Source organism: Streptomyces sp. NBC_00887 (assembly GCF_045207585.1).
The window spans coordinates 562,857-589,156 of record NZ_CP108788.1 but is presented as its reverse complement, the minus strand read 5'-3'; the positions used below and the strand labels follow the sequence as shown (position 1 = coordinate 589,156).

At 71.3% G+C, this 26,300-nt stretch carries 27 protein-coding genes and 1 pseudogene; 16 read left to right on the top strand and 12 right to left on the bottom strand.

Features of this window, described 5'->3' with window-relative positions; translation table 11 throughout:
* Positions 1-63 precede the first annotated feature (63 nt).
* Both OG844_RS02820 and OG844_RS02815 read right to left on the bottom strand, forming a co-directional pair.
* The gene (locus OG844_RS02820) at positions 64-645 is read right to left on the bottom strand and encodes a hypothetical protein (protein WP_406387875.1); all 582 of its coding nucleotides are present in this window, start codon (positions 643-645) and stop codon (positions 64-66) included.
* On the bottom strand, positions 645-1,217 hold the full coding sequence (locus tag OG844_RS02815; protein WP_406387874.1) for a hypothetical protein: 573 nt from the start codon (positions 1,215-1,217) through the stop codon (positions 645-647). The genes OG844_RS02820 and OG844_RS02815 overlap by 1 nt, the downstream gene beginning before the upstream one ends.
* A gap of 216 nt (positions 1,218-1,433) precedes the next feature.
* Here OG844_RS02815 and OG844_RS02810 point away from each other — a divergent pair, with 216 nt between their 5' ends.
* A complete protein-coding gene (locus OG844_RS02810; protein ID WP_406387873.1) occupies positions 1,434-1,838 on the top strand; it encodes a DUF1992 domain-containing protein in 405 nt (134 codons plus the stop codon).
* 72 nt (positions 1,839-1,910) lie between these two features.
* Positions 1,911-2,408, top strand: coding sequence for a GNAT family N-acetyltransferase (locus OG844_RS02805; RefSeq protein WP_406387871.1), 498 nt, complete (start codon positions 1,911-1,913; stop codon positions 2,406-2,408).
* Positions 2,409-2,468: 60 nt separating this feature from the next.
* On the opposite strand, the gene OG844_RS02800 is transcribed toward OG844_RS02805, so the two are convergent.
* Positions 2,469-2,855, bottom strand: a complete 387-nt coding sequence (locus OG844_RS02800) for a VOC family protein (RefSeq protein ID WP_406387870.1) — start codon at positions 2,853-2,855, stop codon at positions 2,469-2,471.
* A 390-nt stretch (positions 2,856-3,245) separates the two neighbouring features.
* On the opposite strand from OG844_RS02800, the gene OG844_RS02795 reads away from it, so the two are divergent.
* On the top strand, positions 3,246-3,812 hold the full coding sequence (locus OG844_RS02795; protein WP_406387869.1) for a DUF6328 family protein: 567 nt from the start codon (positions 3,246-3,248) through the stop codon (positions 3,810-3,812).
* 5 nt (positions 3,813-3,817) lie between these two features.
* Here the strand turns inward: OG844_RS02795 and OG844_RS02790 are convergent, their stop codons facing one another.
* Together OG844_RS02790 and OG844_RS02785 are read right to left on the bottom strand one after the other, a co-directional pair.
* Positions 3,818-4,627, bottom strand: a complete 810-nt coding sequence (locus OG844_RS02790; protein ID WP_406387868.1) for a VOC family protein — start codon at positions 4,625-4,627, stop codon at positions 3,818-3,820.
* A 148-nt stretch (positions 4,628-4,775) separates the two neighbouring features.
* Entirely contained in the window at positions 4,776-5,120 is a 345-nt protein-coding gene (locus OG844_RS02785) for a DUF6479 family protein (RefSeq protein WP_406387867.1), read from the bottom strand.
* Between the two features lie 416 nt (positions 5,121-5,536).
* Here OG844_RS02785 and OG844_RS02780 point away from each other — a divergent pair, with 416 nt between their 5' ends.
* From OG844_RS02780 to OG844_RS02755, 6 genes are all read left to right on the top strand, one after another.
* Positions 5,537-5,932, top strand: a complete 396-nt coding sequence (locus tag OG844_RS02780) for a hypothetical protein (protein ID WP_406387865.1) — start codon at positions 5,537-5,539, stop codon at positions 5,930-5,932.
* A 35-nt stretch (positions 5,933-5,967) separates the two neighbouring features.
* Complete coding sequence (locus tag OG844_RS02775) at positions 5,968-6,543, top strand: 2Fe-2S iron-sulfur cluster-binding protein (protein ID WP_406387863.1); 576 nt, start codon at positions 5,968-5,970, stop codon at positions 6,541-6,543.
* Positions 6,540-7,538, top strand: a complete 999-nt coding sequence (locus tag OG844_RS02770) for an FAD binding domain-containing protein (protein WP_406387862.1) — start codon at positions 6,540-6,542, stop codon at positions 7,536-7,538. Before OG844_RS02775 ends, OG844_RS02770 begins: the two co-directional genes overlap by 4 nt.
* 39 nt (positions 7,539-7,577) lie before the next feature.
* On the top strand, positions 7,578-9,671 hold the full coding sequence (locus tag OG844_RS02765; protein WP_406387861.1) for a xanthine dehydrogenase family protein molybdopterin-binding subunit: 2,094 nt from the start codon (positions 7,578-7,580) through the stop codon (positions 9,669-9,671).
* Positions 9,672-9,824: 153 nt separating this feature from the next.
* The gene (locus tag OG844_RS02760) at positions 9,825-10,292 is read left to right on the top strand and encodes an ATP-binding protein (protein ID WP_406387860.1); all 468 of its coding nucleotides are present in this window, start codon (positions 9,825-9,827) and stop codon (positions 10,290-10,292) included.
* A 151-nt stretch (positions 10,293-10,443) separates the two neighbouring features.
* On the top strand, positions 10,444-11,862 hold the full coding sequence (locus OG844_RS02755) for an NADP-dependent succinic semialdehyde dehydrogenase (RefSeq protein WP_406387859.1): 1,419 nt from the start codon (positions 10,444-10,446) through the stop codon (positions 11,860-11,862).
* Between the two features lie 84 nt (positions 11,863-11,946).
* Here the strand turns inward: OG844_RS02755 and OG844_RS02750 are convergent, their stop codons facing one another.
* Both OG844_RS02750 and OG844_RS02745 read right to left on the bottom strand, forming a co-directional pair.
* Positions 11,947-12,354: a hypothetical protein gene (locus tag OG844_RS02750; protein WP_406387858.1), complete on the bottom strand. Its 408-nt coding sequence runs from the start codon at positions 12,352-12,354 to the stop codon at positions 11,947-11,949.
* Between the two features lie 94 nt (positions 12,355-12,448).
* The gene (locus OG844_RS02745) at positions 12,449-13,564 is read right to left on the bottom strand and encodes a chemotaxis protein (RefSeq protein WP_406387857.1); all 1,116 of its coding nucleotides are present in this window, start codon (positions 13,562-13,564) and stop codon (positions 12,449-12,451) included.
* 139 nt (positions 13,565-13,703) lie between these two features.
* Between OG844_RS02745 and OG844_RS02740 the strand changes: the two genes are divergently transcribed.
* Together OG844_RS02740 and glsA are read left to right on the top strand one after the other, a co-directional pair.
* A complete protein-coding gene (locus OG844_RS02740) occupies positions 13,704-14,198 on the top strand; it encodes a DUF1269 domain-containing protein (RefSeq protein WP_406387856.1) in 495 nt (164 codons plus the stop codon).
* 40 nt (positions 14,199-14,238) lie between these two features.
* Entirely contained in the window at positions 14,239-15,591 is a 1,353-nt protein-coding gene (gene glsA / locus OG844_RS02735) for a glutaminase A (protein ID WP_406387855.1), read from the top strand.
* A gap of 3 nt (positions 15,592-15,594) precedes the next feature.
* Here glsA and OG844_RS02730 read toward each other — a convergent pair whose 3' ends face one another.
* Positions 15,595-16,419 carry an endonuclease I family protein gene (locus OG844_RS02730; protein ID WP_406387854.1) on the bottom strand — a complete coding sequence of 275 codons (825 nt, stop codon included), beginning with the start codon at positions 16,417-16,419 and terminating at the stop codon, positions 15,595-15,597.
* Between the two features lie 248 nt (positions 16,420-16,667).
* On the opposite strand from OG844_RS02730, the gene OG844_RS02725 reads away from it, so the two are divergent.
* The 4 genes from OG844_RS02725 (at position 16,668) to OG844_RS02710 (ending at position 21,489) form a co-directional block, all read left to right on the top strand.
* Positions 16,668-16,880: a hypothetical protein gene (locus OG844_RS02725; RefSeq protein WP_329214348.1), complete on the top strand. Its 213-nt coding sequence runs from the start codon at positions 16,668-16,670 to the stop codon at positions 16,878-16,880.
* Positions 16,881-16,939: 59 nt separating this feature from the next.
* Positions 16,940-18,097, top strand: a complete 1,158-nt coding sequence (locus OG844_RS02720) for a methyltransferase (RefSeq protein WP_406387853.1) — start codon at positions 16,940-16,942, stop codon at positions 18,095-18,097.
* A gap of 206 nt (positions 18,098-18,303) precedes the next feature.
* Entirely contained in the window at positions 18,304-19,191 is an 888-nt protein-coding gene (locus OG844_RS02715) for an oxygenase MpaB family protein (RefSeq protein ID WP_406387852.1), read from the top strand.
* Positions 19,192-19,218: 27 nt separating this feature from the next.
* On the top strand, positions 19,219-21,489 hold the full coding sequence (locus OG844_RS02710; RefSeq protein WP_406395973.1) for a tetratricopeptide repeat protein: 2,271 nt from the start codon (positions 19,219-19,221) through the stop codon (positions 21,487-21,489).
* Positions 21,490-21,496: 7 nt separating this feature from the next.
* Here the strand turns inward: OG844_RS02710 and OG844_RS02705 are convergent, their stop codons facing one another.
* Positions 21,497-22,117: a DinB family protein gene (locus OG844_RS02705; protein ID WP_406387851.1), complete on the bottom strand. Its 621-nt coding sequence runs from the start codon at positions 22,115-22,117 to the stop codon at positions 21,497-21,499.
* 212 nt (positions 22,118-22,329) lie between these two features.
* Here OG844_RS02705 and OG844_RS02700 point away from each other — a divergent pair, with 212 nt between their 5' ends.
* On the top strand, positions 22,330-23,904 hold the full coding sequence (locus OG844_RS02700; protein WP_406387849.1) for a phytoene desaturase family protein: 1,575 nt from the start codon (positions 22,330-22,332) through the stop codon (positions 23,902-23,904).
* A gap of 105 nt (positions 23,905-24,009) precedes the next feature.
* Here OG844_RS02700 and OG844_RS02695 read toward each other — a convergent pair.
* The 3 genes and pseudogenes from OG844_RS02695 to OG844_RS02685 form a co-directional block, all read right to left on the bottom strand.
* Positions 24,010-24,294: pseudogene (locus OG844_RS02695) on the bottom strand (acetylxylan esterase); the annotation flags it as partial.
* 88 nt (positions 24,295-24,382) lie between these two features.
* Positions 24,383-24,544 carry a hypothetical protein gene (locus OG844_RS02690; RefSeq protein ID WP_406387847.1) on the bottom strand — a complete coding sequence of 54 codons (162 nt, stop codon included), beginning with the start codon at positions 24,542-24,544 and terminating at the stop codon, positions 24,383-24,385.
* Positions 24,545-24,871: 327 nt separating this feature from the next.
* A complete protein-coding gene (locus tag OG844_RS02685; protein WP_406387846.1) occupies positions 24,872-26,251 on the bottom strand; it encodes an endo-1,4-beta-xylanase in 1,380 nt (459 codons plus the stop codon).
* Positions 26,252-26,300: the final 49 nt, after the last annotated feature.

The window sequence follows — 26,300 nt, the reverse complement described above, 5'->3', positions numbered from 1 at the left end:
CCGCGTGGCCCGGTGCGACGTCCTCGAAGGACCTCGCACCGGGCCGCCGTTGCGGGGTTCCGGTCAGACTCGCAGGAGCCGTTCGCCGACGTCACGGTACTGCTGCAGGGCGACCCGCAGCTCCTCCGTCCGGGCCTCGGTGTCCTCTGCCTGCCAGCTCGTGCGCAGGCTGCGCCTGCGTTCCTCGAGCGCCTCGGTCAGATCCGCCACGATCCTGTCGAACGTGCTTTCGGCCTCCTCGACCGCCTGGCGCGGGCTCTCGACGAAGTCGGCGATCGCCTGCTTCATGCGCTCGGTCAGCGACTCCTGCTCCTTGACGGGCAGCAGGGGCATGCCCGCCGGGGTGGCCTCGGGCCGGCCGGCCGGCCGACCTGCCGGGGCCGACGCGGTGGACGGGCGTGCGGCGGGCGGCGCACCGGCATCGCCGGGACCCCGGTTCATGACCTGGGTCGGGTCGGAGCCAGGTGTCGCGGTCCGCTTCGCGGCAGTCCCGGGCGCAGGGGCGTGCCGCGTTTCCGGGGCGGTCCGGGGTGTCTCGGTGTGCCGCGTTTCCGTCGAGGCCGGAGAAGTCTCGGTGTGCCGCGTTTCCGCCGCGGTCCGGGGCGCCTCGTTCGCGGAACTGTCGGTGGGTCCGGTGCGGTGCATCATGCGGTCCTTCCGTTCGTCCGGTGCCGGCTCGCGTGGGCCGGTTCATCCGGGGCGTGTCCGAGCAGTACGTCGAAGAGGGCACGGGACTCGATCAGCGCCTTGCGCATGTCCTCGGTGCCGCCCTGGCCGCGCACCGCCGTGTGCACCTTGCGGTACCCGTCGACATGCTCGGCGTGATGCACCGAGATGGCGGCCGTCTGCTCCTCGAAGCCGGCCCCGTCGGGGAAGCCCCGGTCCCGGGCGAGCTGCGCCAGCAGTGCGTCGGCCTGGGCGACCGCTTCGGTGGGCGAGTCGATGAACTGCTCCTGCACCGCGGCCCAGCGGTCGGTGTATCCCTCGCGCGCCTCCGGAGGCAGGGGTCGCTCCTCCAGGTGGCCGTGCAGCTTCACGCGCTCGGCGAGCTCGTGCTCGGCGGCCTTCGTGTCGCCGTTGTGCCGCTCGACCGTGCGGTCGTACTCGGGTCCGAAGCGACGCCGCAGCCCATGGCCGCCGTCCGTCCGGCGACGGACGAGGAAGTAGCCGAGTGCCGCCAGCAGGACGACGGCAACGATGATCACCACAGTCGTCATGACTGACCCTCCTGTCGGTTCGCGGTCGGTGCGTAGCGCTGTCTCACTTTCGTCAACTCCCTTCGGACGGGCCCGGTCGAAGTGCCGGGCCGTCTGCAAGCAGTCGTGTACCCGCTTGACGGAGTTCATGCGGACGGGCTGCTCGGTATCGTGGAAAGCGCCGGACCCGGGCCCGAACCCGGAGTCCTGCCGGACGGGTTCTGAGAGGGGCACACGGTGACCGAGCGCAAGCCCACCGGCGTCAGCTTCGAATCCTGGGTGGACAAGCAGATCCGTGAGGCCGAACAGCGTGGTGACTTCTCCGCGTTGCCCGGTTTCGGCAAGCCGATCCCCGGGCTCGAACGGCCCTACGACGAGACGTGGTGGATCAAGGCCAAGATGCAGCGGGAGGGACTGTCCGTGCTCCCGCCGTCGCTGACCCTGCGGAAAGAGGCGGAGGATGCCAGGGAAGCGGTCTCGGCTGCCAGGACGGAAGCCGAGGTCCGGCGCCTGCTGAACGAGATCAACGACAAGATCCGCAAGGCGCTCCTCATGCCGCCCGAGGGTCCGCCCCTGAACCTCACGCCCTTCGACGTCGAGGCCGTCGTGGGGGAGTGGCGGGAGCAGCGGGGCCGGGGCTGAGCCGGAACCGGTGGGCCCCCTGCGCACCGGGTCCCTGCGCGCCGGGAGTCCTGGGTACGTAATACTCGCCGTATGAAGTCGAGCGTTACCTACCGGCGTGGCGGGTCCACCGGACCCGCAGGGGTCCGCATCAGGCGGGCCGTCGCGCGGGATGCCAAGCGGCTCACCCGTCTCGTCACCACCTCACGCGCCTACGACGGGCCGTACGCACCGATGGTCCAGGGGTACCGGGTGGGCCCGGACTACATCGAGACCCACAGGGTCTTCGCCGCCGTCGGCGCCGACGACCGCGTGCTCGGCTTCTACTCGCTGATCGTCTCCCCGCCCGAACTCGACCTCATGTTCGTCGGCGACGACGCCCAGGGGCTGGGCATCGGCCGCCTCCTCATCGCTCACCTGCGGGACGAGGCGCGCCGCGCGGGACTGAGCGGCGTGCGGGTGGTCTCGCATCCGCCCGCCGAAGGCTTCTACCGCAGTGTGGGCGCGGAGCGCACCGGCACGGTGACGGCCCGCCCGCCCGCGGTGATGTGGGACCGCCCCGAACTGACCCTCCCGGTCGAGAGCCCCTGACGGCGGGTGGCCCGGCCGGATCCCGGCCGGGCCACCCGGATGCGCTACGGACAGCCGCTGTTACGACCAGCCGCCGTACGGGCGGGTGATGAGTTCCATCCCGTGCCCGCTCGGATCGGGGAAGTAGATCCCGCGCCCGCCGTCGTTGTGGTTGATCTCGCCGGGGAGCTTCTGATGGGGATCCGCGTAGTACGTGATCCCCTGCGCCTTGATCCGCTCGAAGGCCGTGCCGAACTCCGCCTCGGAAATGAGGAACGCATAGTGCTGCGCGGTGATCGATTGGGCGGGAACGGTCGCGAAATCCAGCGTGACGCCGTTCGCGAGGACGAGCGGAATGAAGGGGCCCCATTCCCTTCCGGCGCCCAGGCCCAGAATGTGCGCCAGGAAATCGGCGGACTCACGGTTGTCCCGGCAGTGAATGATGGTGTGATTCAACTCGACTGACACTGTGGAATGCCTCCAAAAGGCATCTCACGGGCTACCTCCACGCCTCACCCGGACGGTGACCGACGCGCGATGCCGTACACAAGATCTTAGGCGAGGGGTCACGGTGCGTCGAGGGCTTGGCCTCTGATCGCCCGGTTTCGGCCGCTCGCCGGGCCGCCGTCCGCACCGGCCGAGGGTGAGGGCGAGGCCAGGCCGACGTGGTGAATTCCCAGGTAGGTGCCACTATGGACAGCACGCGCGAATGTGCCGTTCCCCTGCGCACCGCCGGTTCGCCGGTACGGGCCCGGCCCGCCATGGCCCGGACGGATCACCACCTGCTTTCCCGCCGAAAGGATTCGCAGCGCGACCGCGGGGCACCAGTACCAGCCACTCGACGTGGTGGAGGCACCGATGGGACGGATATCGGCGGATGCCGGTGGCAATGGTGGGGAACGGGGCGCGACGGCCGGAAGAGGCCGTGAGGAGACGAAGGAGGAACGGGCGGACCGGCAGTGGACGGATCTGCTGCAGGAACTGCGGGTCGCCCAGACCGGCGTGCAGATCCTGTTCGGTTTCCTGCTCGCGGTGGTCTTCCAGCCCCGGTTCGCCGACCTCTCCACCGCCGACCGGAACATCTACGTCGTCACCGTCATGCTGGGATCGGCCACGGCGGCCGCACTGATAGGGCCGGTGTCCTACCACCGGCTGCTCACCGGCAGACGGATGAAGCCGCAGACCGTCACCTGGGCCTCGCGCCTGACGAAGCTCGGGCTCGGACTGCTCTTCTGCACGATGTGTTCGACCCTGCTGCTCATCCTGCGGGTGGCGCTCCACAACGTCCTGGCCCTGTGGCTGGTGGGCGCGATGGCGCTGTGGTTCCTGGCCTGCTGGTTCGTCTTCCCGTTGTGGGCCATCGCCCGGGGCCCTCGCTCCGGCGGTGGCCGGAGGGGCGACGGGGATTCCGGTTCGGCAGGGTGACCCGTTCAGTCGTCGTCCCTGTCGGCGGGGCTGCGTACGTCCGTCACGGTGAACAGCCCGCCGTCCGGGTCGCGCAGCGTCGCCTCACTGCCGTGGGGCACGCTGCGCCGCTCCATGAGCGTGCCTCCGTGCTCCTCCGCGAGGCGGACCGTCGCCGTCACATCGGTGGTCGGGAACTGCACCTGCCAGTGCGGGCGCACCATCGGGTCGGGTGCGGCCTCGACCGCCCCCGAGCTGATCCGGGCCAGCGGACGGCCGTCGCAGCGCACGAGGACCTCCTCCTTGACGTACGAGACCTCGCAACAGCCGGGCGCCCCGCTCTCCCAGTCGAGCACCTCGCCGTAGAAGATCGCGGCGTCGAAGGCGTTCCTGGTGCGCAGCCTGAGCCAGGCGTGCGCCCGGTGACCCGACGGCGCGAGGGACGCCGCGCGCCCCGTCCACTCCCAGACGCCGAAGGACGCGCCGTCCCGGTCGGCTGCCAGGACGGCGCGTCCCTTGCCGATGGTCAGCGGGCCCACCGCCACCGTGCCGCTGCGTTCGCGGATGCGGGCCGAGGCCACATCGGCGTCCCGGACCGAGAAGTACGGGGTCCAGGCCACGCCCACCTGGTAGGCGGAGGCGACGGCGCCGATTCCCGCCACGGGCACCCCGTCCGAACGGGCCATGGCGTAGTCCCTGCCCAGCGGGCCGGTGCGGAACGTCCAGCCGAGGACGGCACCGTAGAAGCGCTGGGCGGCCCCCAGCTCCCGGGTCACGAGATGGACCCAGCACGGCGCGGTGGCGCCGGTCAGCGGTGCCGGTTCGCTTGCGGTCATGGTCGCTCTGCCTTATCGGTTCTGCGGCATGACTTCTTCGGTGCCGCGGGGGCCAGCACCAGCCTCATGTGTGCCGACCGCTCCCGCAACACGCGACCTCCTCGCCGTCGAGGAGGCGAGGAGGTCGCGGCAGGATGCGCGCTCGGGCTCAGGCGCCCGTGTCTCGGTCACGCGGGCGGTCGGTGTCGGGCGGGATCACCTCGTTGCCGTGGTCGCCGAGCTCGTAGGGCGAGAGTCCCCGGCCGTTGTCGGGAAAGCTGTCCGAGCCGTGCTTGTCGCTCTCCCGGATCTCCGTCCGGTGATCGGGGCGGTGAGGCTGTTCCTCGGGGCGCGGCGGCGGAAGTTCCTGGTCCCGGCGCCGCATGCCCCACCAGAAGGCGCCGATCAGCACGACCGCCACGGCAAGTCCCGCGATGCCGACGACAACCCCGATCGTGCCGGGCCCGGCAAGGGTGACAGCGAGAGAATCCCTGACTCCGTTTGTTACGTCCATGCATGGCGGATACCCGGGAGGATCGAAAACAGACAGTTGGCGAAGGTAATTCATATTTTGTGACGGTGTCCTGGTGAATGTGTTTCACGCGGGCGGAACCGGCTACACGATCACGAGGGAACGGGTCGACCCCTTCGGCAGGTCCTTCCGCCGGCTGAACCTGCGCGTGTCGCCGACACGCAGCCACCGGGTGAGCCTGGAGAGTGGGTGCGCTCCGTGGCAGGCCGCGCCCGCGCGTCCGAACGGGGCGGAGTGCCCGTTTGCTCGGGATCCGCAGCCCCGCGTACCGCGTCGTCGGCCGGACCCGGCCGTCGTCTGGCCCTCCACATGGGCTCGCACGAGTGAACCGGCCGACAGGTTCGTGACGATGCGCCCCGGCAGCGGTATCGCCTTCCTCGAAGCCGAAAGGAACCACTGTGAACAGCACGGACGCACAGGCACAGGAGCACCGGGAGAGCGGCGACGTAGTGGTGGCGGTGACCGGCTGCCCGAAGGAGGACGCGCGCACCGTGTTCGACGTGCTGCGCCGTGCCTTCGTCTCGGACCGCGCCGCGAGCGACACCCCCGAGGAGGCGTCGACGACACGCCCGACCGTGTGGACGGCGACCGTCGACGTGTCCGAGGAACTCGCCGGTGCCCGGCCCACGCAGCTGTCCGCACCCGTGACCGTCGAGGCGCAGGGCGGCTACTGGGCGGTCGACCGCCTCCGTCAGCACCTGGCGGACACCTTCGCCGTCCGGGTGGTGGGGACGGCCGCGGGTGACCAGGAACAGGAGATCCGGCTGCGGCTGGAGAGCCGCGGCCCCGCGTGATGCCCGCACCGCACGAGACCGGAAGGCACCCGTCCATGGACGACCTCACCCCCGGGAACGGTGATCCCGACGCCGGACAGGTTCCCCTTCCGGACACCCGCTCGACCTTCACCCTGCACATCAACGGCACCGCACGGACGGTGACGCTCGATCACCGCACCACGGTGCTGGACGCGCTGCGCGACCACCTCGGCCTCACCGGTTCGAAGAAGGGCTGCGACCACGGTCAGTGCGGTGCCTGCACCGTGCTCGTCGACGGCCGCCGCGCCAACAGCTGCCTGCTGTTCGCCGTCGCTCAGGAGGGCGCCCGCATCACCACCGTCGAAGGGCTGGCCGACGGCGACCGGCTGCACCCACTGCAGGCGGCCTTCCTGGAGAGGGACGCCCTGCAGTGCGGCTACTGCACCCCCGGACAGATCTGCTCGGCGGTCGGCATGCTCGGCGAGGCGGCGGACGGATTTCCCTCCCACGTCACCCCGAGCACGGCATCCGCCCCCGACGGCCCGGCGGTCCTCGGACCGGAGGAGATCCGCGAACGGATGAGCGGCAATCTCTGCCGGTGCGGCGCGTACCCCCACATCGTCCGAGCGATCGAGGACGTGGCCCCGTGAAACCCTTCGCCTATCTGCGCCCCGGCTCCGTGGCCGAGGCCGTCCGCGCCTGTGCCGAACGCCCCGGAGCCCGGTTCCTCGCCGGCGGCACCAACCTCGTCGACCTCATGAAGCTCGGCGTGGAGTCGCCCGGCCTGCTCATCGACGTCAGCCGGCTCCCGCTGGACCGGGTGACGCGGACGGACGACGGCGGCCTCCGGATCGGTGCGACCGTACGCAACAGTGACCTCGCCGCCCACCCCGCTGTACGGACCGGATACCCCGCCCTGTCGCAGGCTCTCCTCGCCGGTGCCTCCGGGCAGCTGAGAAACACCGCCACGACCGGCGGGAATCTGCTCCAGCGCACCCGGTGCCCGTACTTCCAGGATGTCTCCAAGCCCTGCAACAAGAGAACTCCGGGCTCCGGCTGCCCGGCCCGAGAGGGAACCCATCGCGATCTCGCGGTGCTCGGCCACTCGCGGGAATGCGTCGCCACCAACCCCTCGGACATGGCGGTCGCCCTCGCGGCCCTCGACGCCACCGTCCGGCTGCACGGACCCGAGGGCGAACGGACCGTGCCCGTCACCGGCTTCCACCGGCTGCCGGGCGGCAATCCGGACCAGGACACCGTGATCAGGCCCGGCGAGCTGATCACCGAAGTGGTGCTGCCGCCGCGTCCGGACGGCGCCGCCTCCCTGTACCGCAAGGCCCGTGACCGTGCCTCGTACGCCTTCGCGCTCGCCTCCGTCGCCGCCGTGCTGACCGTCCGCGACGGCCGTGTCGAGCAGGCCTCGCTCGCCTTCGGCGGGCTCGCCCACCGGCCGTGGCGCGCCTTGGCCGCAGAAGAGGTGCTGCGGGGCGCACCCGCTACCGACGAGACCTTCGCCCAGGCGGTGGACACCGAACTCGAAGCCGCCGTGCCCTTGCGGGACAACGGGTTCAAAGTGGCCCTGGCACGCAATCTGGCGATCGGGGCCCTTGCGGAACTCACCGCCCTGCCCGCACCGCCCCGCTGAGCCGCCCGGCCCGACCCCGACGAACCGAGGACCTCCGCCATGAGCCACCCAGCCCAGCCGCCCGGCGCCCCCGTCGTCCGACGCGAGGGCCGGGACAAGGTCACCGGCACGGCCCGGTACGCCGCGGAGCACACCCCGCCCGGCTGCCTGTACGGCTGGATCGTCCCCGCCACGGTCCCGAGCGGGCACGTCACCGCGACCCGCACCAACGACGCTCTCGCCGTGCCGGGAGTGCACACCGTCCTCACCCTGGAAAACGCGCCGCGGCTGAAGGAACCCGACGACCCGATCCTCTCGGTCCTCCAGGACGACCGGGTTCCGCACCGGGGCTGGCCCGTCGCCCTCGTCCTGGCCGAGAGCCCCGAAGCCGCCCGGGCAGGTGCGGCGGCCGTCCGCGTGGAGTACAGCACGACCGGCCACGACGTGATCCTCACCGGGGACCACCCCGGCCTCTACACCCCCGAGCAGGCCAACGGGGGCCACCCCGCTGTACGCGAACGTGGCGACGCCGACGCCGCGTTCGCCGGCGCCCCGGTACGGATCGACGCCACCTACACGCTCCCTGGCCTGCACAACCACCCCATGGAGCCGCACGCCTCCACCGCCCTGTGGGCCGACGGACATCTGACCGTCCACGACTCGAGCCAGGGCTCCGGCACGGTGCGCGACAGCCTCGCCCTGGCGCTGGGGATCGAGCGGAACCGCATCACCGTCATCTCCGAGCACGTCGGCGGCGGCTTCGGCTCCAAGGGCACCCCGCGCCCCCAGGCCGTTCTGGCCGCGATGGCCGCGCGTCACACCGGGCGCCCGGTCCAACTCGCCCTGCCCCGGCGCTACATGGCGGCGATCGTCGGCCACCGGGCGCCCACGCTCCAGCGGGTGCGGCTGGGTGCCGACCGCGACGGCGTACTCGTCTCCGTCTCCCACGAGATCGTCACGCACACCTCGACGATCAAGGAGTTCGTCGAGCAGGCCGCCGTACCGGCCCGCGTGATGTACGCCTCGCCCCACAGCCGCACGGTCCACCGGGTGAGCGCCCTCGATGTGCCGAGCCCTTCCTGGATGCGCGCACCGGGCGAGGCGCCGGGAATGTACGCCCTCGAATCCGCCATGGACGAACTGGCCTGCGCCCTGGGGATCGACCCGGTCGAACTGCGCCTGCGCAACGAACCGGCGGCCGAACCCGACAGCGGACGCCCCTTCAGCAGCCGCAACCTCGCAGCCTGTCTGAACGAAGGGGCCAGGCGGTTCGGCTGGCACGACCGGGACCCGAGCCCCGCCGCCCGGCAGGAGGGGTCATGGCTGCTCGGCACCGGGGTCGCCTCGGCGACGTACCCGGTGCTCGTCTCGAAGTCCGCCGCCTCCGCGTATGCCGCGCCGGACGGTTCCTTCCATATCGGGGTGAACGCCACCGACATCGGCACCGGCGCCCGCACCGTCCTGGCGCAGATCGCCGCCTCGGCACTGGGCACCCCGCAGGAGAACGTCCGGATCGACATCGGCAGCAGCGACCTGCCCGAGGCTTCCGTGGCCGGTGGGTCCTCGGGCACGGCGTCCTGGGGGTCGGCGGTGCACAAGGCGGCCACCGCTCTCGCGGACCGGCTCGCAGGACACACCGGGCCGGTACCGCAGGAGGGCATCACCGTCACGGCGGACACGGAACAGGAGACCGCACAGGAGTCCCCGTACGCCCGGCACGCCTTCGGCGCCCACTTCGCCGAGGTGGCGGTCGACTCCCTCACCGGTGAGGTCCGGGTGCGCCGGATGCTGGGCGTCTTCGCCGCCGGACACATCCTCAACTCCCGTACCGCACGCTCCCAGTTCATCGGAGGCATGGTGATGGGCCTCGGCATGGCCCTCACCGAGGGCAGCACCATGGACCCCGTCCACGGGGACTTCACCGAGAGCGACCTGGCCTCCTACCACGTTCCGTCGTGCGCCGACGTCCCCGCGATCCAGGCGCACTGGATCGACGAGGACGACCCCCACCTCAACCCGATGGGCAGCAAGGGCATCGGCGAGATCGGCATCGTCGGCACGGCGGCCGCCATCGGGAACGCCGTGCGGCACGCCACCGGGGCGCGGCTGCGCACACTCCCGCTCACCCCGGACAAACTGCTGCCCTACCTGTGACACAGCGTTGCCCAGTCCTTCGGTTGCGCAACCGGCCCCCTCGGGTCACCCTGATGAGTGACCCAGAAGTGGATACTGCTCACGCTTCGTGTTCGGGGGTCGTTGGTACAGACGGGGTGAAGCACGTGGGCCTCGCGGTGAGGAGCCTCGACGATGACCGTTCCACTCGACCGGCACTATCTGGTCGAACTGCAGGTGTCGGCAGAGCGCATTTCCCAGCTGCGGCGCATAGTCGCCGCGCACCTTCGTCATTGGAATCTCGATCTGCACGTCCGGCCGGTGTGCCGGGCCGTGGACGAGCTCCTGACCAACGTCCAGCGGCATGTCGGTGACGACAACAAGTGCGTCGTCGAACTCCGCTGGAGCGGCCGCCATCTGACGGTGTCCGTGGCCGACAACGATTCCCGGATGCCCAGGCTGCTCAGCGGCGGTGGCGGTGGCCTCAGCCGGGTCATGGCACTCAGCGACAGCTGGGGCACCTGCCGGACCACCGACGGCAAGGTCGTGTGGTTCACGCGCTACGCCGAGACACCGCGGACCACCGGACTGCTGCCGCGTACGCCGCTCCCCGGTGGCCGTACGTTCCTCAGCCGTCCCGATCCGGTGCCCGTCCTCGTGTGAGGAACGGCCCGGCGCCCGCCCGGCCGGCGCGGACCGCGTGCCTCGCGCACGCATGATCCGCGCCGGCCGGGTACGTGTGCACCACGGGTCGCGTTGCGCGGCAGGGCGTGGCGCGGCACGGTCGGAGAACCCATGCAAGGAGGCCACTGCCATGCCCATCGCGACGGTCAATCCCGCGAACGGCGAGACACTCGCGACATTCGACGCACTGGACGAGCAGGAGACCGAGCGCAGGCTCGCGGCCGCCGACCGTGCGTTCCGTCGCTACCGGACCACACACTTCGCCGAGCGGGCCCGCCTGCTGAACCGGGCCGCCGATCTCCTCGACGAGGACCAGCAGGACATCGCGCGCACCATGACCACCGAGATGGGCAAGCCGGTCAAGGCGGCCCGCGCGGAGGCCGCCAAATGCGCCAAGGCGATGCGCTGGTACGCGGCCAACGCCGAACGCCTGCTCGCCGATGAACACCCCGAGGACGCGGACGTCAAGGACTCCGGGGCGTCCAGGGCCCATGTGCACTACCGCCCGCTGGGCGTCGTCCTCGCGGTGATGCCGTGGAACTTCCCGCTCTGGCAGGTCATGCGCTTTGCCGCACCCGCCCTCATGGCGGGCAACACCGGGCTGCTCAAGCACGCCTCGAACGTGCCGCAGACCGCCCTGTACCTCGAGGACCTGTTCACCAGGGCCGGGTTCCCCGCCGGGTGCTTCCAGACACTGCTCGTCGGTTCGGGCGCCGTCGAGGCGATCCTGCGCGACCCCCGGGTCGCCGCGGCGACCCTCACCGGCAGTGAACCGGCGGGCCGGGCGGTCGCCTCCGTCGCGGGTGACGAGGTGAAGAAGACCGTGCTGGAACTGGGTGGCAGCGACCCGTTCCTCGTCCTGCCGTCCGCGGACGTCCGGCGGGCAGCGGATACGGCCGTCACCGCCCGCGTACAGAACAACGGGCAGTCCTGCATCGCAGCGAAGCGCTTCATCGTCCACGCCGACGTCTACGACGAGTTCGCCGAGCGTTTCACCGCCGGGATGCGCGCCCTGACCGTGGGCGACCCGATGGAGGAGTCCACCGACGTGGGCCCCCTCGCCAGCGAACAGGGCCGCACCGACCTGGAGGAGCTGGTGGACGACGCCGTACGCGAGGGCGCCACCGTGCTCTGCGGCGGCGGCCGGCCCGAAGGGCTTGCCGGTGGCCTCGACCGGGGCTGGTTCTACTCCCCGACCGTTCTGGCCGGGATCACCCCCGGCATGCGCATCCACCGGGAGGAGACGTTCGGCCCGGTGGCGACGGTCTACCGGGTCGCGGACCTGGACGAAGCCGTGGACCTCGCCAACGACACGCCCTTCGGGCTCAGCTCCAATGTCTGGACGCGCGACCCGGGGGAGACGAGCCGCTGTGTACGCGACCTGGAGGCGGGCGGTGTCTTCTTCAACGGCATGACCGCTTCGCATCCCGCCCTGCCGTTCGGCGGAGTCAAGCGTTCGGGCTTCGGGCGGGAGCTGGCCGGGCACGGCATCCGTGAGTTCTGCAACGCCACGACGGTCTGGTACGGCCCCGAGCCGGATGTCCGCTAGGGGCGTTCGGTATCAGCACCCCGGCCGGCCCGCTGGGAAGCGGGCCGGCCGGGGGCGTGCGGGGGTGTCCGCGGGTTCGGGTGCTCAGCGCACCGTCGCGCGGACGACGGGTGAGACCGCGCCGCCGCCGACGATCCGGAGCGCGTTCTCGCCCTTGATGCCGAGCTTCACCCGCAGGCTGTAGCTGTTGCTGCCGGTGGTCCTGATGGTGGCGGGGAGCGAGACCCAGTGCTTGCCCTGCTTCTGCTGGAGGGCGATGGGCGTGCCGGAGCGGATGTTCTGGGCGGAACCGTGGATGCGGAACTCCTGCCAGGCGCCGACGCTGTTCAGCGTCACCTGCGCGGTGAGTGCGGGCCGTGTCGCCAGGTCCTCCGCGCTCGCCCCGGAGGGCGGTGCGGGGACACCGGACGACGCCGCTGCCCCGCCCACCGCGCCGGCGAGCACCGCCGCTGTCAGCAGGGCTGCCGCCGATGCGCGCCTGAATCGGTCCATGAATGGCTCTCCTTCGTGCACAAGCGTGATCAGTGAGATCCTGGAGCGCCAAACCTAGAGATAATTCACATAATCTCCATGTAGGGACACGCCGTCAGAAGCGCAGGACCGCCGAGATCCGGCCGTGGTCGGCGAGGGAGTCGTCCGCGACGAACGCCACCTCGCAGCCGCTGTCCAGTGCCGCCTCGATGAGCTCGTCGACGATGTCCTCGCGGACCTGGTCGTCCACCTCCCGGGTGCCCGCCGTGTCGACCGGCTCCAGGTGCTCGTCGGTGACCCTGACCGTCTGCTGGAAGTGCTCCTCGACCGCGACCAGCCCGGCGCGGCCCTCGCGTACCGCTGCCCACACCTCGTCGAGTCCGCCGGCGAAGGAGCGGCTGCCGCGGGCGTTGTCGAGCCTGCCCTGGATCTCGGCGGCTGCCTGCTTCCGCCGGTCCTCGAGTGCGGGGCGCAGGTCCTTGAGCAGCTCGGGCGCGGTCGTCTCCGGGGTCGTTCCCTTCGCGACCCTCCCGATCGCCGACTTGGCGCTCTCGCCGACCTCGTCGAGCAGTGCGAGCGCGGGGGCGAGGCCGACCAGGAACAGCGGCCGCGGGTCCGCCGCGAGCACCGCGCGCAGTTTCTCGTCGACGGAGCGCAGGAAGTTGCGCGCGTCCTCGCTGCTGTAGGTGCTCGGGGTGTCGCCGATCCGCTCCTCGCGCTGGGGGTTGGGAGCCTCGTGCGGAGCCGTGAGAGGGAATCCGCCGATCTGTTCGCCGCGCAGGTCGTCGTTCGTGCCGGACCACAGGGTGGCGTGCTCGGCGGAGACGGCGAGCACCCAGAACAGCTGGGCCCCGGCCTTCGCGGCGACCAGGTTGCGGGTCAGGTAGGAGTCGCTCAGGACCACCCGTTCGGGTGCCGTGCGCGGCAGTTGCCAGATCTGGTAGCCCTCGGCGTCGGCGAGGATGACCAGAGCCTCCAGGGCGCGGCGCTGGTCCACCTCCTCGGCCGCCCGCTGGAGCTGGGCCTTCACCGCGGCCCCGGCCTCGCGGGTGACGCGCGGGTCACCCTCCAGCCGGTTGCCTGCCTCGGCCACCAGGTTGCGCAGCCGTACGGCGTCCTGGGCGTTGTCGGGCGCCCGGCGGTGGGTCGGCATCGTCAGGGACAGGGCCGGATAGGGCCTGGTCGCTCTCAGCTCCTGCAGCAGACCGGCGGTCAGGGCGTCCGTATCCATCGTTCCCTCCCGGAGGGTTCGGGGTTCGCGGTGCTGGGGTGCCCGCTCCCACGGAGAGGTGCGGGTCGTTCAGCGAGTCAATTCATACCTTTTGATCCTAATATGAGCGAATTATTACGTTTCCCTCTGGAGGTACGCGATGTCCACGCTCACCGTGTGGAAGTTCCAGTCGGCCGAGGGCGCCGAGAACGTGGAGACGGCCCTGAAGTCCCTCCAGAAGGAAGGCCTGCTCAAGATCCTGGACGCCGCCGTCGTGACCTGGCCCGCCGAGAGCTCGAAGCCGAGGACGAAGCAGCTGATCAACCTCGTCGGCGCGGGTGCGCTGAGCGGCACCTTCTGGGGAATGCTCTTCGGGCTCATCTTCCTGATGCCGCTACTCGGGGCGGCCATCGGAGCCGCGGCCGGGGCGCTCGGCGGGAAACTCGCCGACGTCGGAATCGACGACGACTTCATCGCCGAGGTCAAGCAGAAGGTGACGCCCGGGACTTCGGCGCTCTTCCTGCTCACCATGAACGAGGTGCCCAGCCGGATCGGCGAGTCCCTCCCGGGGGGCGGCGCCGAGCTGCTGCACAGCAACCTAGACGCCGAGCGCGAGGCCAAGCTCCGCGACATCTTCGGTGACGACGCGCAATGAGTGGAGGGAGGCCGTCCCCCTCCGCCGGGACGGATCCGGGATGACCGCGTCCGAAGCCGTCACGGACGCCCTGCGTGAACTGCACGCCCGGTTCGCCGGCATGCGCGGTGGAGAACGTGCCGACTACATCCCGGAGTTGACCAGAGCCGACCCGGACGACTTCGGGCTGGCGCTCGTCAGCATGGACGGCCACTGCTACAGCGCAGGTGAGGCCGGTGTCCCCTTCACCCTGCAGTCGGTGTCCAAACCCTTCGTCTACGCGCTCGCCCTGTCCTCACTGGGCCTCGACGAGGTGGGCCGGTGGGTGGGCGCCGAACCCAGCGGCGAAGCCTTCAACGCCATCAGCCTGGAACCCCGCACCGGCCGGCCGGCCAACGCCATGGTCAATGCCGGAGCCATCGTCACCACCGCGCTGGTGCCCGGTACCCCGGCGCTCCCCGCCTTCGACCGGATCCTGATCTGTCTCAGCAGGTTCGCCGGACGACGGCTGGACGTCGACGAGGAGGTGTACGTGTCCGAGGCGGCGACCGGGGACCGCAACCGGGCGCTCGCCTACCTGATCCGCAGCACGGGCACCCTGCGCGTCGACCCCGTGGCCGCTGTGGACACCTACTTCCGGCAGTGCTCGGTTCGGGTCACCGCCGTCGACCTCGCCGTGATGGCCGCCACGCTCGCGCACGGCGGAGTCAACCCGATCACCGGCGAGAGCGTCGTCTCCCCGGCCGTCGCCGCTCAGGTCCTCGCCGTCATGGCCACCTGCGGCATGTACAACGCCTCCGGCGACTGGCTGCTGCGCGTCGGGCTGCCGGCCAAGAGCGGTGTGTCGGGCGGGCTGATCGCCGCGGGCCCGGCACGCTTCGGCCTCGCCACCTACAGCCCGCTGCTGGACCCGGCAGGTACCTCGGTACGCGGACATGCCGCGCTCGGCGCCCTGTCCGAGCGGCTCGGGCTCCACCTCATGAGGAACCCGGCACTCCCGGGCTCCACCGTCACGCTGGCCACCACCGCCGATGTGCTGCCCTCTGCCCCCGCGAGCCGGCGCGAGCGCGCCCTGCACGAACGGGTCGGGATCGTCGCGGCGCAGGGCGCCCTCGACTTCACCGCCGCGGAGCGGGTGCTCTACGCCATGGACGAGTCGGGCCCCGAACAGACCGGCTCCGTCGTGCTCGACCTGCGCGAGGTGACCGGTGCCGACTCCGTGGCCGTCACCCTGCTGCACGCCGGTCTGGCCCGTCTCGCCGAGGACGGGCGCCGCGCCGCCGTCGTCGACCCGGGCAACCGGCTCGGCCCGCCCGACCTCGTCCGCGAGCGGACCGGCCAGGACCTGCCGCGCTACGGCACCCGCGAGGAGGCCGTGGAACGCTGCGCACAGGCCCTGGCCGGCCCCGGCTGAGCCCTACCAGATGGCCTCGACCCATTCGGGGTGGTCGATGAACGGGTTCCGGTTGTGCTGGTACGTGTCGAATATGACGTCGTTGCGGTGCTGCTCGAAGCTGTCCGGCGGGTCCTCCTGACTCCACTGCTTGAGCACGGAGAGCCGCCCGATGTTCGGGGCCGAGCCGTTGCTCACCCTGTCGTTCGGTTCGAGGTCGGCGAAGGCGTCGTCACCCTCGTACCGCACGGCCATGTACAGGATCATCCGGGCGACGTCTCCCTTGACGGCGTCGCGCGGCTCGAAGGAGTCACTGTCGGTGTAGTTGCCGGGCGCCCCCGACACGCTGCTGCCGCCGTTGTCGAAGTCCTTGTTGCCGCGGATGGAGTTGACCTGGACGTCCTCGGGACGCAGGTGGTGGATGTCGGTGCCGGGGCCCGTCGCCGTACCGAAGTCGCCGTGCGACTTGGCCCAGACGTGCTCGCGGTTCCAGTCGCCGGTGTCGCCCCCGTTCCCGCTCTTGGACTGGGAGCGGCCGGTGTACAGGAGGATGACGTTGGAGGCGTTGGACGGGTCCTCGTCGGTGGCCTTGAGCGCGTCCCAGACCTGGCTGTAGGAGAGCTTGGTCTGGTCGCTGATGATGGTGTGCAGGGAGCTCTTGAGCGCGGTGCCCGTCCTGCCGAGCGCGTCCTGGTAGTAGGTGTCGTCGAGAGCGGTGAGCGACGCCGGGGCGGCAGTCGCGTCCTTGGGGGTCGCGGCGGGTGCGGTGGCCGCGACACCGGTGATGACGGCGATCGCGGCAGCTGTTGCCAGCAGTGGACGCGCGTAGAAACGGCGACGACTGGACATGTGGGGTGTCCTCTCCGAAGCTGCGGGAACCGCGCCGCCGGCAGGGAAGACAGGCGGGGAAGCGGTGCCACGGCGGCCATGTGATGTCTGGTCAGCCGGGAGCCTTCCACACGCACCGTGCCAGTCGTGTGAACGTTGCGTAGTTATCATGTGCAAGTCAAGTGACGTCGTGGCGTCCCGGCAGCTGGGGCATCGGATGCGGCGACGCCGCCCCGGCGCGAGAATTACCGCAAGGACGAGGAGGCGGTATGAGCGAAGAGTCCGAATCCGTATCCGTACCCGTGCCGGAGATCAGGGGGGTGACTCCGGACCGCCTGCTGCACACCGGTGGGAGCGACCGGCCCGCCGCGGAGGATCTGGTGCTCGCCTCCGGGCGGGATCTGACCCCCGCGACCCTGGAGTGGGCGCAGCGCAGGCTGGCCGAGGAAGGTCGGTCGGCCATCGACAAGCAGCTTCCGTAAGGGCCCTGGGCGGGGAGCGTGCGGGGTGCTTCCCGCCACTCGGTTAGCCTGAACGCAATATGAACCGTTTGACTACGTCACAGGGCGGACTCGATCTCGCCCGATTCCCCGAGGACCCGCGCGACCCGTTCCGTGCCTGGGACGCCGCCGACGAGTATCTGCTGCGTCGGCTGGAGGATCCGGAGGGAGGCGAACCGGTCGACCTGACCGGAGAGGTCGCCGTGGTCGGCGACCGCTGGGGCGCCCTCGCGACCGCGCTCGCCGTACACGGCCCCGTGCAGATCACCGACTCGTACCTCGCGCAGCGTGCGACCCTGGCCAACCTGGCACGCAACGGCGCGGCACCCGGCTCCGTGCGGCTCCTGTCGGCGCGCGACACCCCGCCGGAGCGCATCGACGTCCTGCTCGTACGGGTGCCGAAGAGTCTCGCGCTCCTCGAGGACCAGCTGCACAGACTCGCTCCCGCCGTCCACGCCGGCACCGTCGTCATCGGCACCGGCATGGTCAAGGAGATCCACACCTCCACCCTCAAGCTCTTCGAGCGGATCATCGGACCGACCCGCACGTCGCTCGCGGTGAAGAAGGCCCGGCTCATCTTCTGCACCCCGGATCCGGCGCTGCCCCGGACGCCCAGCCCCTGGCCGTACCGCTACGAACTGCCCGACGACGTCGGCGCCGTCTCCGGCCGGACCGTCACCAATCACGCCGGGATCTTCTGCGCCGAGCGCCTGGACATCGGCACCCGCTTCTTCCTGAAGCACCTGCCCGGCCGTACCGGTCCGGACCGTGTCGTCGACCTCGGCTGCGGGAACGGCGTCGTGGGCACCTCCGCCGCGCTCGCCAACCCCGAGGCGTCCGTCACCTTCATCGACGAGTCGTACCAGGCGGTGGCCTCCGCGGAGGCCACCTTCCGGGCGAACACCGAGGCGGACTCCAAGGCCGACTTCCTCGTCGGTGACGGGCTCGCGGACGTGCCCCCGGGAAGTGTCGACCTCGTCCTCACCAACCCGCCGTTCCACTCCCACCAGGCGGTCACGGACGCGACCGCCCGCACCATGTTCCAGGGAGCGCGGGCCGCACTGCGCCCGGGCGGTGAACTGTGGGTCGTCGGCAACCGGCACCTCGGGTACCACACGCAGCTGCGCCGCACGTTCGGCAACTGCACCACCGTCGCGGGCGACCCGAAGTTCGTGGTCCTGCGGGCCGTCAAACGCTGACCCGCGGGCACCCGGGGGGGCGGCACGCCCCCCCCGGGTGCCCGCGCAGGGCCCGGCCCCTCCCCGGAACGTGCACGGTTGCGGTATGCATGGAGTGGTGCCGGGGTGGCGCAGCACCTCGCACGCTCTTCCGACGACGACCGCGCCCCGGCACGACCCGGCCGCGAGGCCTCCCCGTTCCACAGCCGAGCGGAAGGTACGAGCCGATGAGCGACGCAGACCCGGGCCTGTTCGGACCCGGTTCCGTCACCTGGCAGATGCACGGGGACCCCATGATGTGGGTCGCCGGTGTACGCGCCCTCTACCTGCAGGCGCTGCACCCGCGCGCCGTACGCGGCGTCATGCAGAACTCCGACTTCCGCAAGGACGCCTGGGGGCGCCTGATGCGCACGGCCGACTTCGTCGGCACGCTCACCTACGACACCACCCAGGCAGCTGAGAAGTACGGCGCCCGGGTCCGCAGGATCCACCGTCTCCTCAAGGCCACCGACCCGGAGACCGGCGAGAGCTACGGCATCGACGAACCCGGGCTCCTGCTCTGGGTGCACTGCGCCGAGGTCGACTCCTACCTCCAGGTGCAGCGCCGCTCGGGCTTCCGGCTCACCGACGCCCAGGCCGACCGGTACGTCTTCGAACAGCGCGAGAGCGCCCGCCTCGTCGGCCTCGACCCCGCCGGCGTCCCCGCCACGACCGTGGCACTCGCCTCCTACTTCGACCGGGTCCGCCCCGAACTCGACGCCGGTCCGGAAGCGCTGGACGTCGACGACTTCCTGCGCAACCCGCCGGTCCACGCCCTGCTGGCCCCGGCGCGCGCACTGCTGTGGCGGCGCGTGGCGGCACTCGCGTACGACTCCCTGCCCCCGTACGCCCACGAGCTGTACGGCAGGCGGGCGCCGTCCCCGGACGTCGTCGACCGCCGCCTGCGCACCACCGGCACCGCCCTGCGCTGCGTTCCCGCACGCATCCGCTGGTGCCTGCCACCCGGACACATTGTGAAGGCGATGGCACGACTCGGCCCCGGGAGCCGCCCCGCCCCGTACAAACTCCGCAGACAGGCCGCCATACTGGACGGGCCGGGGAGGGCGCAGCAGTAGGCGATGCGACGGGGGCGACAGCAGGCGATGGCGGACACCAGGCTGATCCAGAGCCGGTACCGGCTGCTCGATCTGATCGGGCGGGGTGGCATGGGCGAGGTGTGGCGTGCCCGGGACGAGTCCCTGGGACGCCAGGTGGCCGTCAAGTGCCTGAAACCGATGGTGCCCCAGCACGACCCGTCCTTCACCCGCATCCTGCGCGAACGCTTCCGCCGCGAGGCGCGGGTGGCAGCGGCGCTCCAGCACCGAGGTGTCACCGTCGTCCACGACTTCGGCGAGTCCGAGGGCGTCCTCTACCTGGTCATGGAGCTCCTGGAAGGACGCAACCTCAGCCAGCTCCTCGAGGACAACAAGCAGAACCCGCTGCCCGTACCCGACGTCGTCGACATCGCGGAGCAGGTCGCCGACGCCCTCGGCTACACCCACCAGCAGGGCATCGTGCACCGCGACCTCAAGCCCGCCAACATCATGCGGCTCGGCGACGGCACCGTGAAGATCTGCGACTTCGGCATCGCCCGGCTCGGACACGACATCGGCTTCACCTCACGCCTCACCGGCACGGGCATCGCCATGGGCACTCCGCACTACATGTCGCCCGAGCAGATCAGCGGCGGTGAGGTCGACCACCGCAGCGACCTCTACTCGCTGGGCTGTGTGCTGTACGAGATTGCCACGGGCGTACCGCCGTTCGACCTGGACGACGCCTGGGCGGTCCTCGTCGGACACCGTGACACCCAGCCCGAGCCCCTGCGCACCCACCGTGCCGAACTTCCCGGGTTCTTCGACCGGGTGGTCCTGGACCTGTTGGCCAAGACCCCCGAGGGCCGGCCGGCCGACGCCGGCGACCTGCGCAGGCGCATCACGCTCGGACGCACCGGCGAGCAGACGCATGGCCAGGACACCGGGAGGGTCCGGCTCGCCCCGCCCGCCCCCGTCCTGCACCCCGGCCGTCGGCCCGCGGGCGGCGCGCAGGGACTGCCGTCCTGGACCCGCAACATGACCACCGGTCACAAGGCGACCGGTGCGATACCCCCGGGCACCGCACCCATCGACCTCTCGCTCGGCCTGACCGGCTCCTGGACGACCGGAACCGGCCTGCGGGTTCTGCCCGCCGGCCTTCCCGCGGCCCGGACCGACCGGCCCACCCCGTCGCCCGAGCTGCTCGCCACCCTGGCCAGCCGGCACAGCGCGGGCCTCAACCTGGGGCGGCTCGGCCACTGGGACGAGGCGGGCGAAGTGCACCGCGCGGTCGCCGCCGAACGCGAGCAGGCGCTCGGCCCCGACCACCCCGACACCCTCGCCAGCCGGTACGAGGTCGGCTTCACCCTCAGCCGCACCGGACGCGCCACGGATGCCCTGCGCGAGTTCGGCCGGGTCGCGGACGGCCGCGAACGCACCCTGGGGCCCGACCACCCGGAGGCACTTGCGGCCCGGCAGGAGACGGCGTACGTCCTGGGCCAGCTCGGCCGGCACTTCGAAGCCCACCAGGTGTACGCGGCGGTGCTCGCCTCCCGGGAGCGTTCGATGGGCCCGGACCACCCGGACACCCTGCGCTGCCGCCACAACCTGGCGTTCAACCTCAGCAGGCTGGGCCGCCTGGAGGACTCGTACCGCATGGCCCGCGAGGTGGCGAACGCCCGCAGTCGCCTCCTCGGTGCGACCCACCCGGACACCCTGGTCACGCTGTACGAAGTGGCGTACACGCTCGGCCAGCTGGGCCGGTGGCCGGAGGCACTGCAGACCTACCGCGACGTCGCGCAGGCCCGTGCCGTGGTGCTCGGGGCCGACCACCCGGACACCCTCTCCGCCCGCTACGAGGTCGGCATCAGCCTCGGCAGGCTGGGCCGCAGCGCCGAGGCGCTCGCGCTGTACCGCGCGCTGGTCGACGACCGCACCCGGGTCGACGGAGCCGCCGACCCTGAAACCCTGCGCGCCCGGCACGGACTCGGCGTCAACCTGGGGCGGATGGCGCGCTGGGAGGAGGCGCTCGTCGAATCACGCGAGGTGTGCGCGATCCGGGAGCGCACCCTGGGACCCGACCACCCCGACACGCTCGTCAGCCGCCGGGAGGTCGCCGTCGGCCTGGGCTGGCTGGGCCGATGGGCCGACGCCCTCACGGACTACCGGAAGGTCGCCGAGGCCCGTGAGCGGGTCCTCGGAGCGGACCACCCCGACGCGCTCGCCAGCCGCAACGACGAGGCGCACTGCCTGGAACAGCTCGGGCGCAGCACCGAAGCGGTGGACCTCTACCGGCGGGTCGCGACCCTGCGCAGGCAGCGGGGGATACCGCCGCACTGAGCGGGCGTCAGACGTTCTGCCCGCGGTACAGGTCGCGGAGCAGCGCGATCTCGGCGCCGTGGTGCAGCAGCTCCTGATTGACCCACCAGACGATGTCGATGAACGGGTCCTCCGGGTCGCTGCCGTGCGGGTACGTGCTGTACCCGACCGTGTCCAGCGCGGTGTCGTCGGCGCCCATCAGGGCCGCTCGCCACGCGGCGGCCGCGGTCGAGAAGGCGGCGAGCGCCCCGGCCGCGTGCCCCTCGACGCGGAAGTCGTCCCGGGTCAGACTGTGGCTGCCCGCCGAATGGTCGGCGCGCAGGGCCAGCAGCTCGGTGAGATGGCTCAGGCGCCACGCGATGGTCGTGAACGGCGGCGGCGAGGGGTGCGGGAAAGCCGCCGTGTCGCGCCCCCAGTCACCGGTGCCGGCCAGAGCGGTCGCACGCGGTCCGGGACCCGCGGTACGCGGACGGACCGACCAGCAGCCGGGCACCGGCTCCCACAGGTACTCCTCGTCGGTCATCGGCGGGGCCTCGACGTCGGTGCCGTTGCCGCTGTCCACGACGGGCCCGGCCATCCGGTTGCCGAGGCGTTCACGCGCCCAGTCGAACTGTTCGAGCAGCGGGATCAGGCGTGCCGGTGTGACCATGAACTCTCCTGGGACGGGGCGCGGCGGGCAAGCGAAGGCGGGGGACAGCGTTTCGGGAAAGCACCCTGCCACAGCCGCCCCGCGCCGCCCACCGATTTGCGTGCCGGTGCACCAGGCCCGCACCGCCGCCCCGCGCCGCCCTTCCAGCACCCGGACTCCGACACTCTCCGGCCCTCTGGCCAGGGATGATCGTTCCGTGTTACGAAGGGCCCATGGCCACAGACGAGACGCACACGCCCGGCACACCCGCGCACGACAGCTACGACACGGTGATCGTAGGCGGCGGCCACAACGGTCTGGTGGCCGCCGCCTACCTCGCCCGTGCCGGGCAGTCCGTCCTCGTCCTGGAGCGCCTCGGCAGCACCGGGGGAGCGGCTGTGTCGACCCGCCCCTTCGACGGGATCGACGCCAGGCTCTCCCGCTACTCGTACCTCGTCTCGCTGCTCCCGCAGAAGATCGTCCGCGATCTCGGTCTCGACTTCGCCGTCCGCAAGCGCACGGTTTCCTCGTACACCCCGGCCGTGCGCGGCGGACGGGCCACCGGACTGCTCGTCGGCGGCGACAACACCCGGGCGTCCTTCGCGGAACTCACCGGCGACGACCGCGAGTACGAGGCCTGGCAGCGCTTCTACACGATGACGCAGCGGGTCGCCGAGCGTGCCTTCCCGACGCTCACGGAACCCCTGCCGACCCGCGACGGGCTACGGGCGCGGATCGACGACGCCGAAGCCTGGCGCACGCTGTTCGAGGAGCCCATCGGCGTCGCCGTGGAGGAGAGGTTCACCGACGACCTCGTACGCGGAGTGGTGCTGACCGATGCCCTGATCGGCACCTTCGCCGATGCCCATGACCCGTCCCTGCTCCAGAACCGCTGTTTCCTCTACCACGTCATCGGCGGTGGCACCGGGGACTGGGACGTCCCGGTCGGCGGCATGGGGGCACTCACCGATGCCCTGGCCGGAGCGGCCCAGGCGGCGGGTGCCGAGATCCGCGTTCGGCACGAGGCCACCCGTATCGAGACCGACGGGTCCCACGCCGAGGTCACCGTCCGCTCGCCCGCCGGAGAACGGGTGCTGGGCGCCCGCAGGGTGCTCGTCAACGCATCACCGCAAGCCCTGGCCGCTCTCCTCGGGGACGAGCCGCCGGCCCCGGCAGAGGGGGCGCAGCTGAAGGTGAACATGCTGCTCACGCGGCTGCCGAAGCTGCGTGACCACTCCGTCGACCCGCGCCGGGCGTTCGCCGGAACCTTCCACATCGCGGAGGGGTACGGGCAACTGGCCGACGCCTACCGCGAGGCGGCGGCGGGACGGCTGCCCGCAGCCCCGCCGTCCGAGATCTACTGCCACTCACTGACCGACCCGTCGATCCTCGGCCCCGACCTCGCGGCACGCGGCTACCAGACCCTCACCCTCTTCGGGCTGCACACCCCCGCCCGGCTCTTCGCCGCCGACAACGACGCCACGCGCGCGGCCCTGCTCAAGGCCACCCTCGCGGAACTCGACGCCCATCTGGAGGAGCCGATCGCCGACTGCCTGGCACTCGACGGCAACGGCGAGCCGTGCATCGAGGCGAAGACGCCGCTCGACCTGGAGCAGGACCTGAGGCTGCCCGGCGGCCACATCTTCCACCGGGACCTGTCCTTCCCGTACGCCACAGGGGACACCGGCCGCTGGGGCGTCGAGACCGCACACGCCAACGTCCTGCTGTGCGGTGCGGGCGCGGTGCGCGGCGGCGGGGTCAGCGGGGTGCCCGGCCACAACGCCGCCATGGCGGCGCTGGGCCGGTGACGGACTGCCGTCGCCTACCGGCCGAACACGCCGCGCAGCGCGGAGAGCTTGCGCGGCAGCGCCGCCCTCGTGGCCGTTGTACGGGGACACCTCGATCTCGGCCGGACCGGCGTAGGCGTGGTAGGCCGCGTACACGGTCGAGGACGGGCAGATCCGGTCCATCAGCCCCACCGAGAACCACGCCGGAGCGGTCGCCCGTGCCGCGAAGTTGACGCCGTCGAAGTACGACAGGGTCTGCATCGCCTCCTCGACCCGGAAGCGGTGCCCCGACAGCCAGCGGGCTATCTCGGCGTAGGGCCCCGCGTCCGTGATCTGCGAGCCGCGCCGGAAGTGACACAGGAACGGCACATCGGCCACCGCCGCCGCCACGTCCTCGCGCAGCCCGGCCACGGCGAGGGCGAGGCTCCGGGCGCGGCGAAGGCCACCGCCGCCACGCCCGCCGCCGTCAGTACCCCGCGTCTCGCGGGCCCCCGGCCGGTCACTGCGGGCACGCGCCGGTCGGCTCGTACTCGCTCGCGTACGTACCGACCGCGTCGCCACCGGTGTTGCCGCTCATGGTGTTCGTGCACACGGGGCCCTGCGGGGTGCGCATGAACTTGATGCCGCCGCCCGCGTTACCGGTGATGGTGTTGCCGTACACGCTCGTGTCGACGCGAACCGCCCCTGACCACGGTCCGCCAGCCGCTTCCGGAGATGGCGGCCGAGCCTTCCAGCAGCTGCGGGCCCGGATCGGCTCGGCCCCGGGCGCCGGACGGTCGCTGCTGATCAGGCCACGGCTGGTGGTACGGGAATCCACGGCACCTGCGCCGTCCGCCGTTCCGGCACCGTCCCCCGCGCCCGCCCTGGCCGAGGCCGGATAGCGGCGAACCGCCCCGCCAGGTCTCGGGACCGGGCGGGGCGGTGATGAGGAACGGGGCGGGTGGGCGCGGGTTTCACGCGCCCCGTTCCGGCCGGCGGCCGACTCCGGTCAGGAGGCGGTGCAGGAACCGACGGTGGGCGCGGAGGTGTTGCCGTTCGTCGCGACGGTGAACCCGAAGCTCGTCGAGGCACCCGCGGCGAGGCTGCCGTTGTTGCTCGGCTTCATGGTCATCACGTTTCCGCTCGAGTCCCAGGTGGGCGAGCCGTTCCAGGTGGCACTGACCTTCTGCGGGGAGGTCACGGTCACCGGCACCGTCCACGTACTGATGGCGGAACTGCCGGCCTTGATGGTCACCTGTCCGTTGTACCCGCCGTTCCAGGTGGCGGTCTGGGTGTACGTGGCGGTGCAGCTGCCGGTGCCGCCACCGCCTCCACCGGTGGATCCGCCGAGCGCGGCGAGCACCGCGTCGTACGCCGGCTTCTTGTTGTAGTTGCCGTCGAACAGGAGCGGAGTGCCGCTGCTGCGCCACGAGTACTTGTCCGTGACACCCCAGACGGTGATGCCGGTGCAGCGCGACACGGCCAGGCAGGCGTTCACCACCTTGGTGTATCCGGCGGCCTGGGCCGAACCGGACCCCTCGATGTCCAGCTCGGTGATCTGCACGTCGACACCGAGGGCGGCGAAGCGCTGAAGGTTGGCCTGGAAGTCGCTGGGAACGGGGGAGTTGCTGTTGAAGTGCGACTGGAAGCCCACGCAGTCGATCGGCACACCGCGCGCCTTGAAGTCCTTGACCATGTCGTAGACCGCGTTGCTCTTCGCGTTCTGGCCGTCGGTGTTGTAGTCGTTGTAACAGAGCTTGGCGTTGGCATCCACCGTGCGGGCGGTGCGGAACGCCTCCTCTATGAAGCCGTTGCCGAGCTTGTCCTGGAACGGTGAACTGCGCCGGGCCCCACTGCTGCCGTCCTGGTAGGCCTCGTTCACCACGTCCCAGGAGTGGATCTTGCCCTTGTAGTGCGTCATCACCTGGGTGATGTGGTTGTTCATCGCCGTACGCAGATCGGCGGTGCCCAGGCCGCCGACCCAGCCGGGGAGCTGGGAGTGCCACACGAGCGTGTGCCCCCGGACCTTCATGCCCTTGCTCTGGGCACGGCTGACGATCTGGTCGGCTGACGAGAAGTTGAACGAGTTGCGGGTGCTTTCGAGCGCATCCCACTTCATCTCGTTCTCGGGCGTCACCGAGTCGAACTGGGCGTCCAGCGTGGACGCGTACTGCGCTTCGCCGAGGTGATTGGCGGCCACCGCCGTACCGAAGTACCGGCCCTTCGCCGCCGCGGCGTTGCCGAGCGTGCCGACCGCCTCGGCCGTACCGGCGAGCGAGACCACGCCCGCCGCGGCGAGGACGCCCGCCGTGATGAGCGAGACCGCCCTTCTGGCACGGGCCGGCAGGTGCGGACGGGCGAGGGGGTCGCCGGGGGACTTCTTGGCCATCACGTTTCCAGCCTCTTCTTCCGGTTGCCGGGCGGAGGGAACTGGGGAC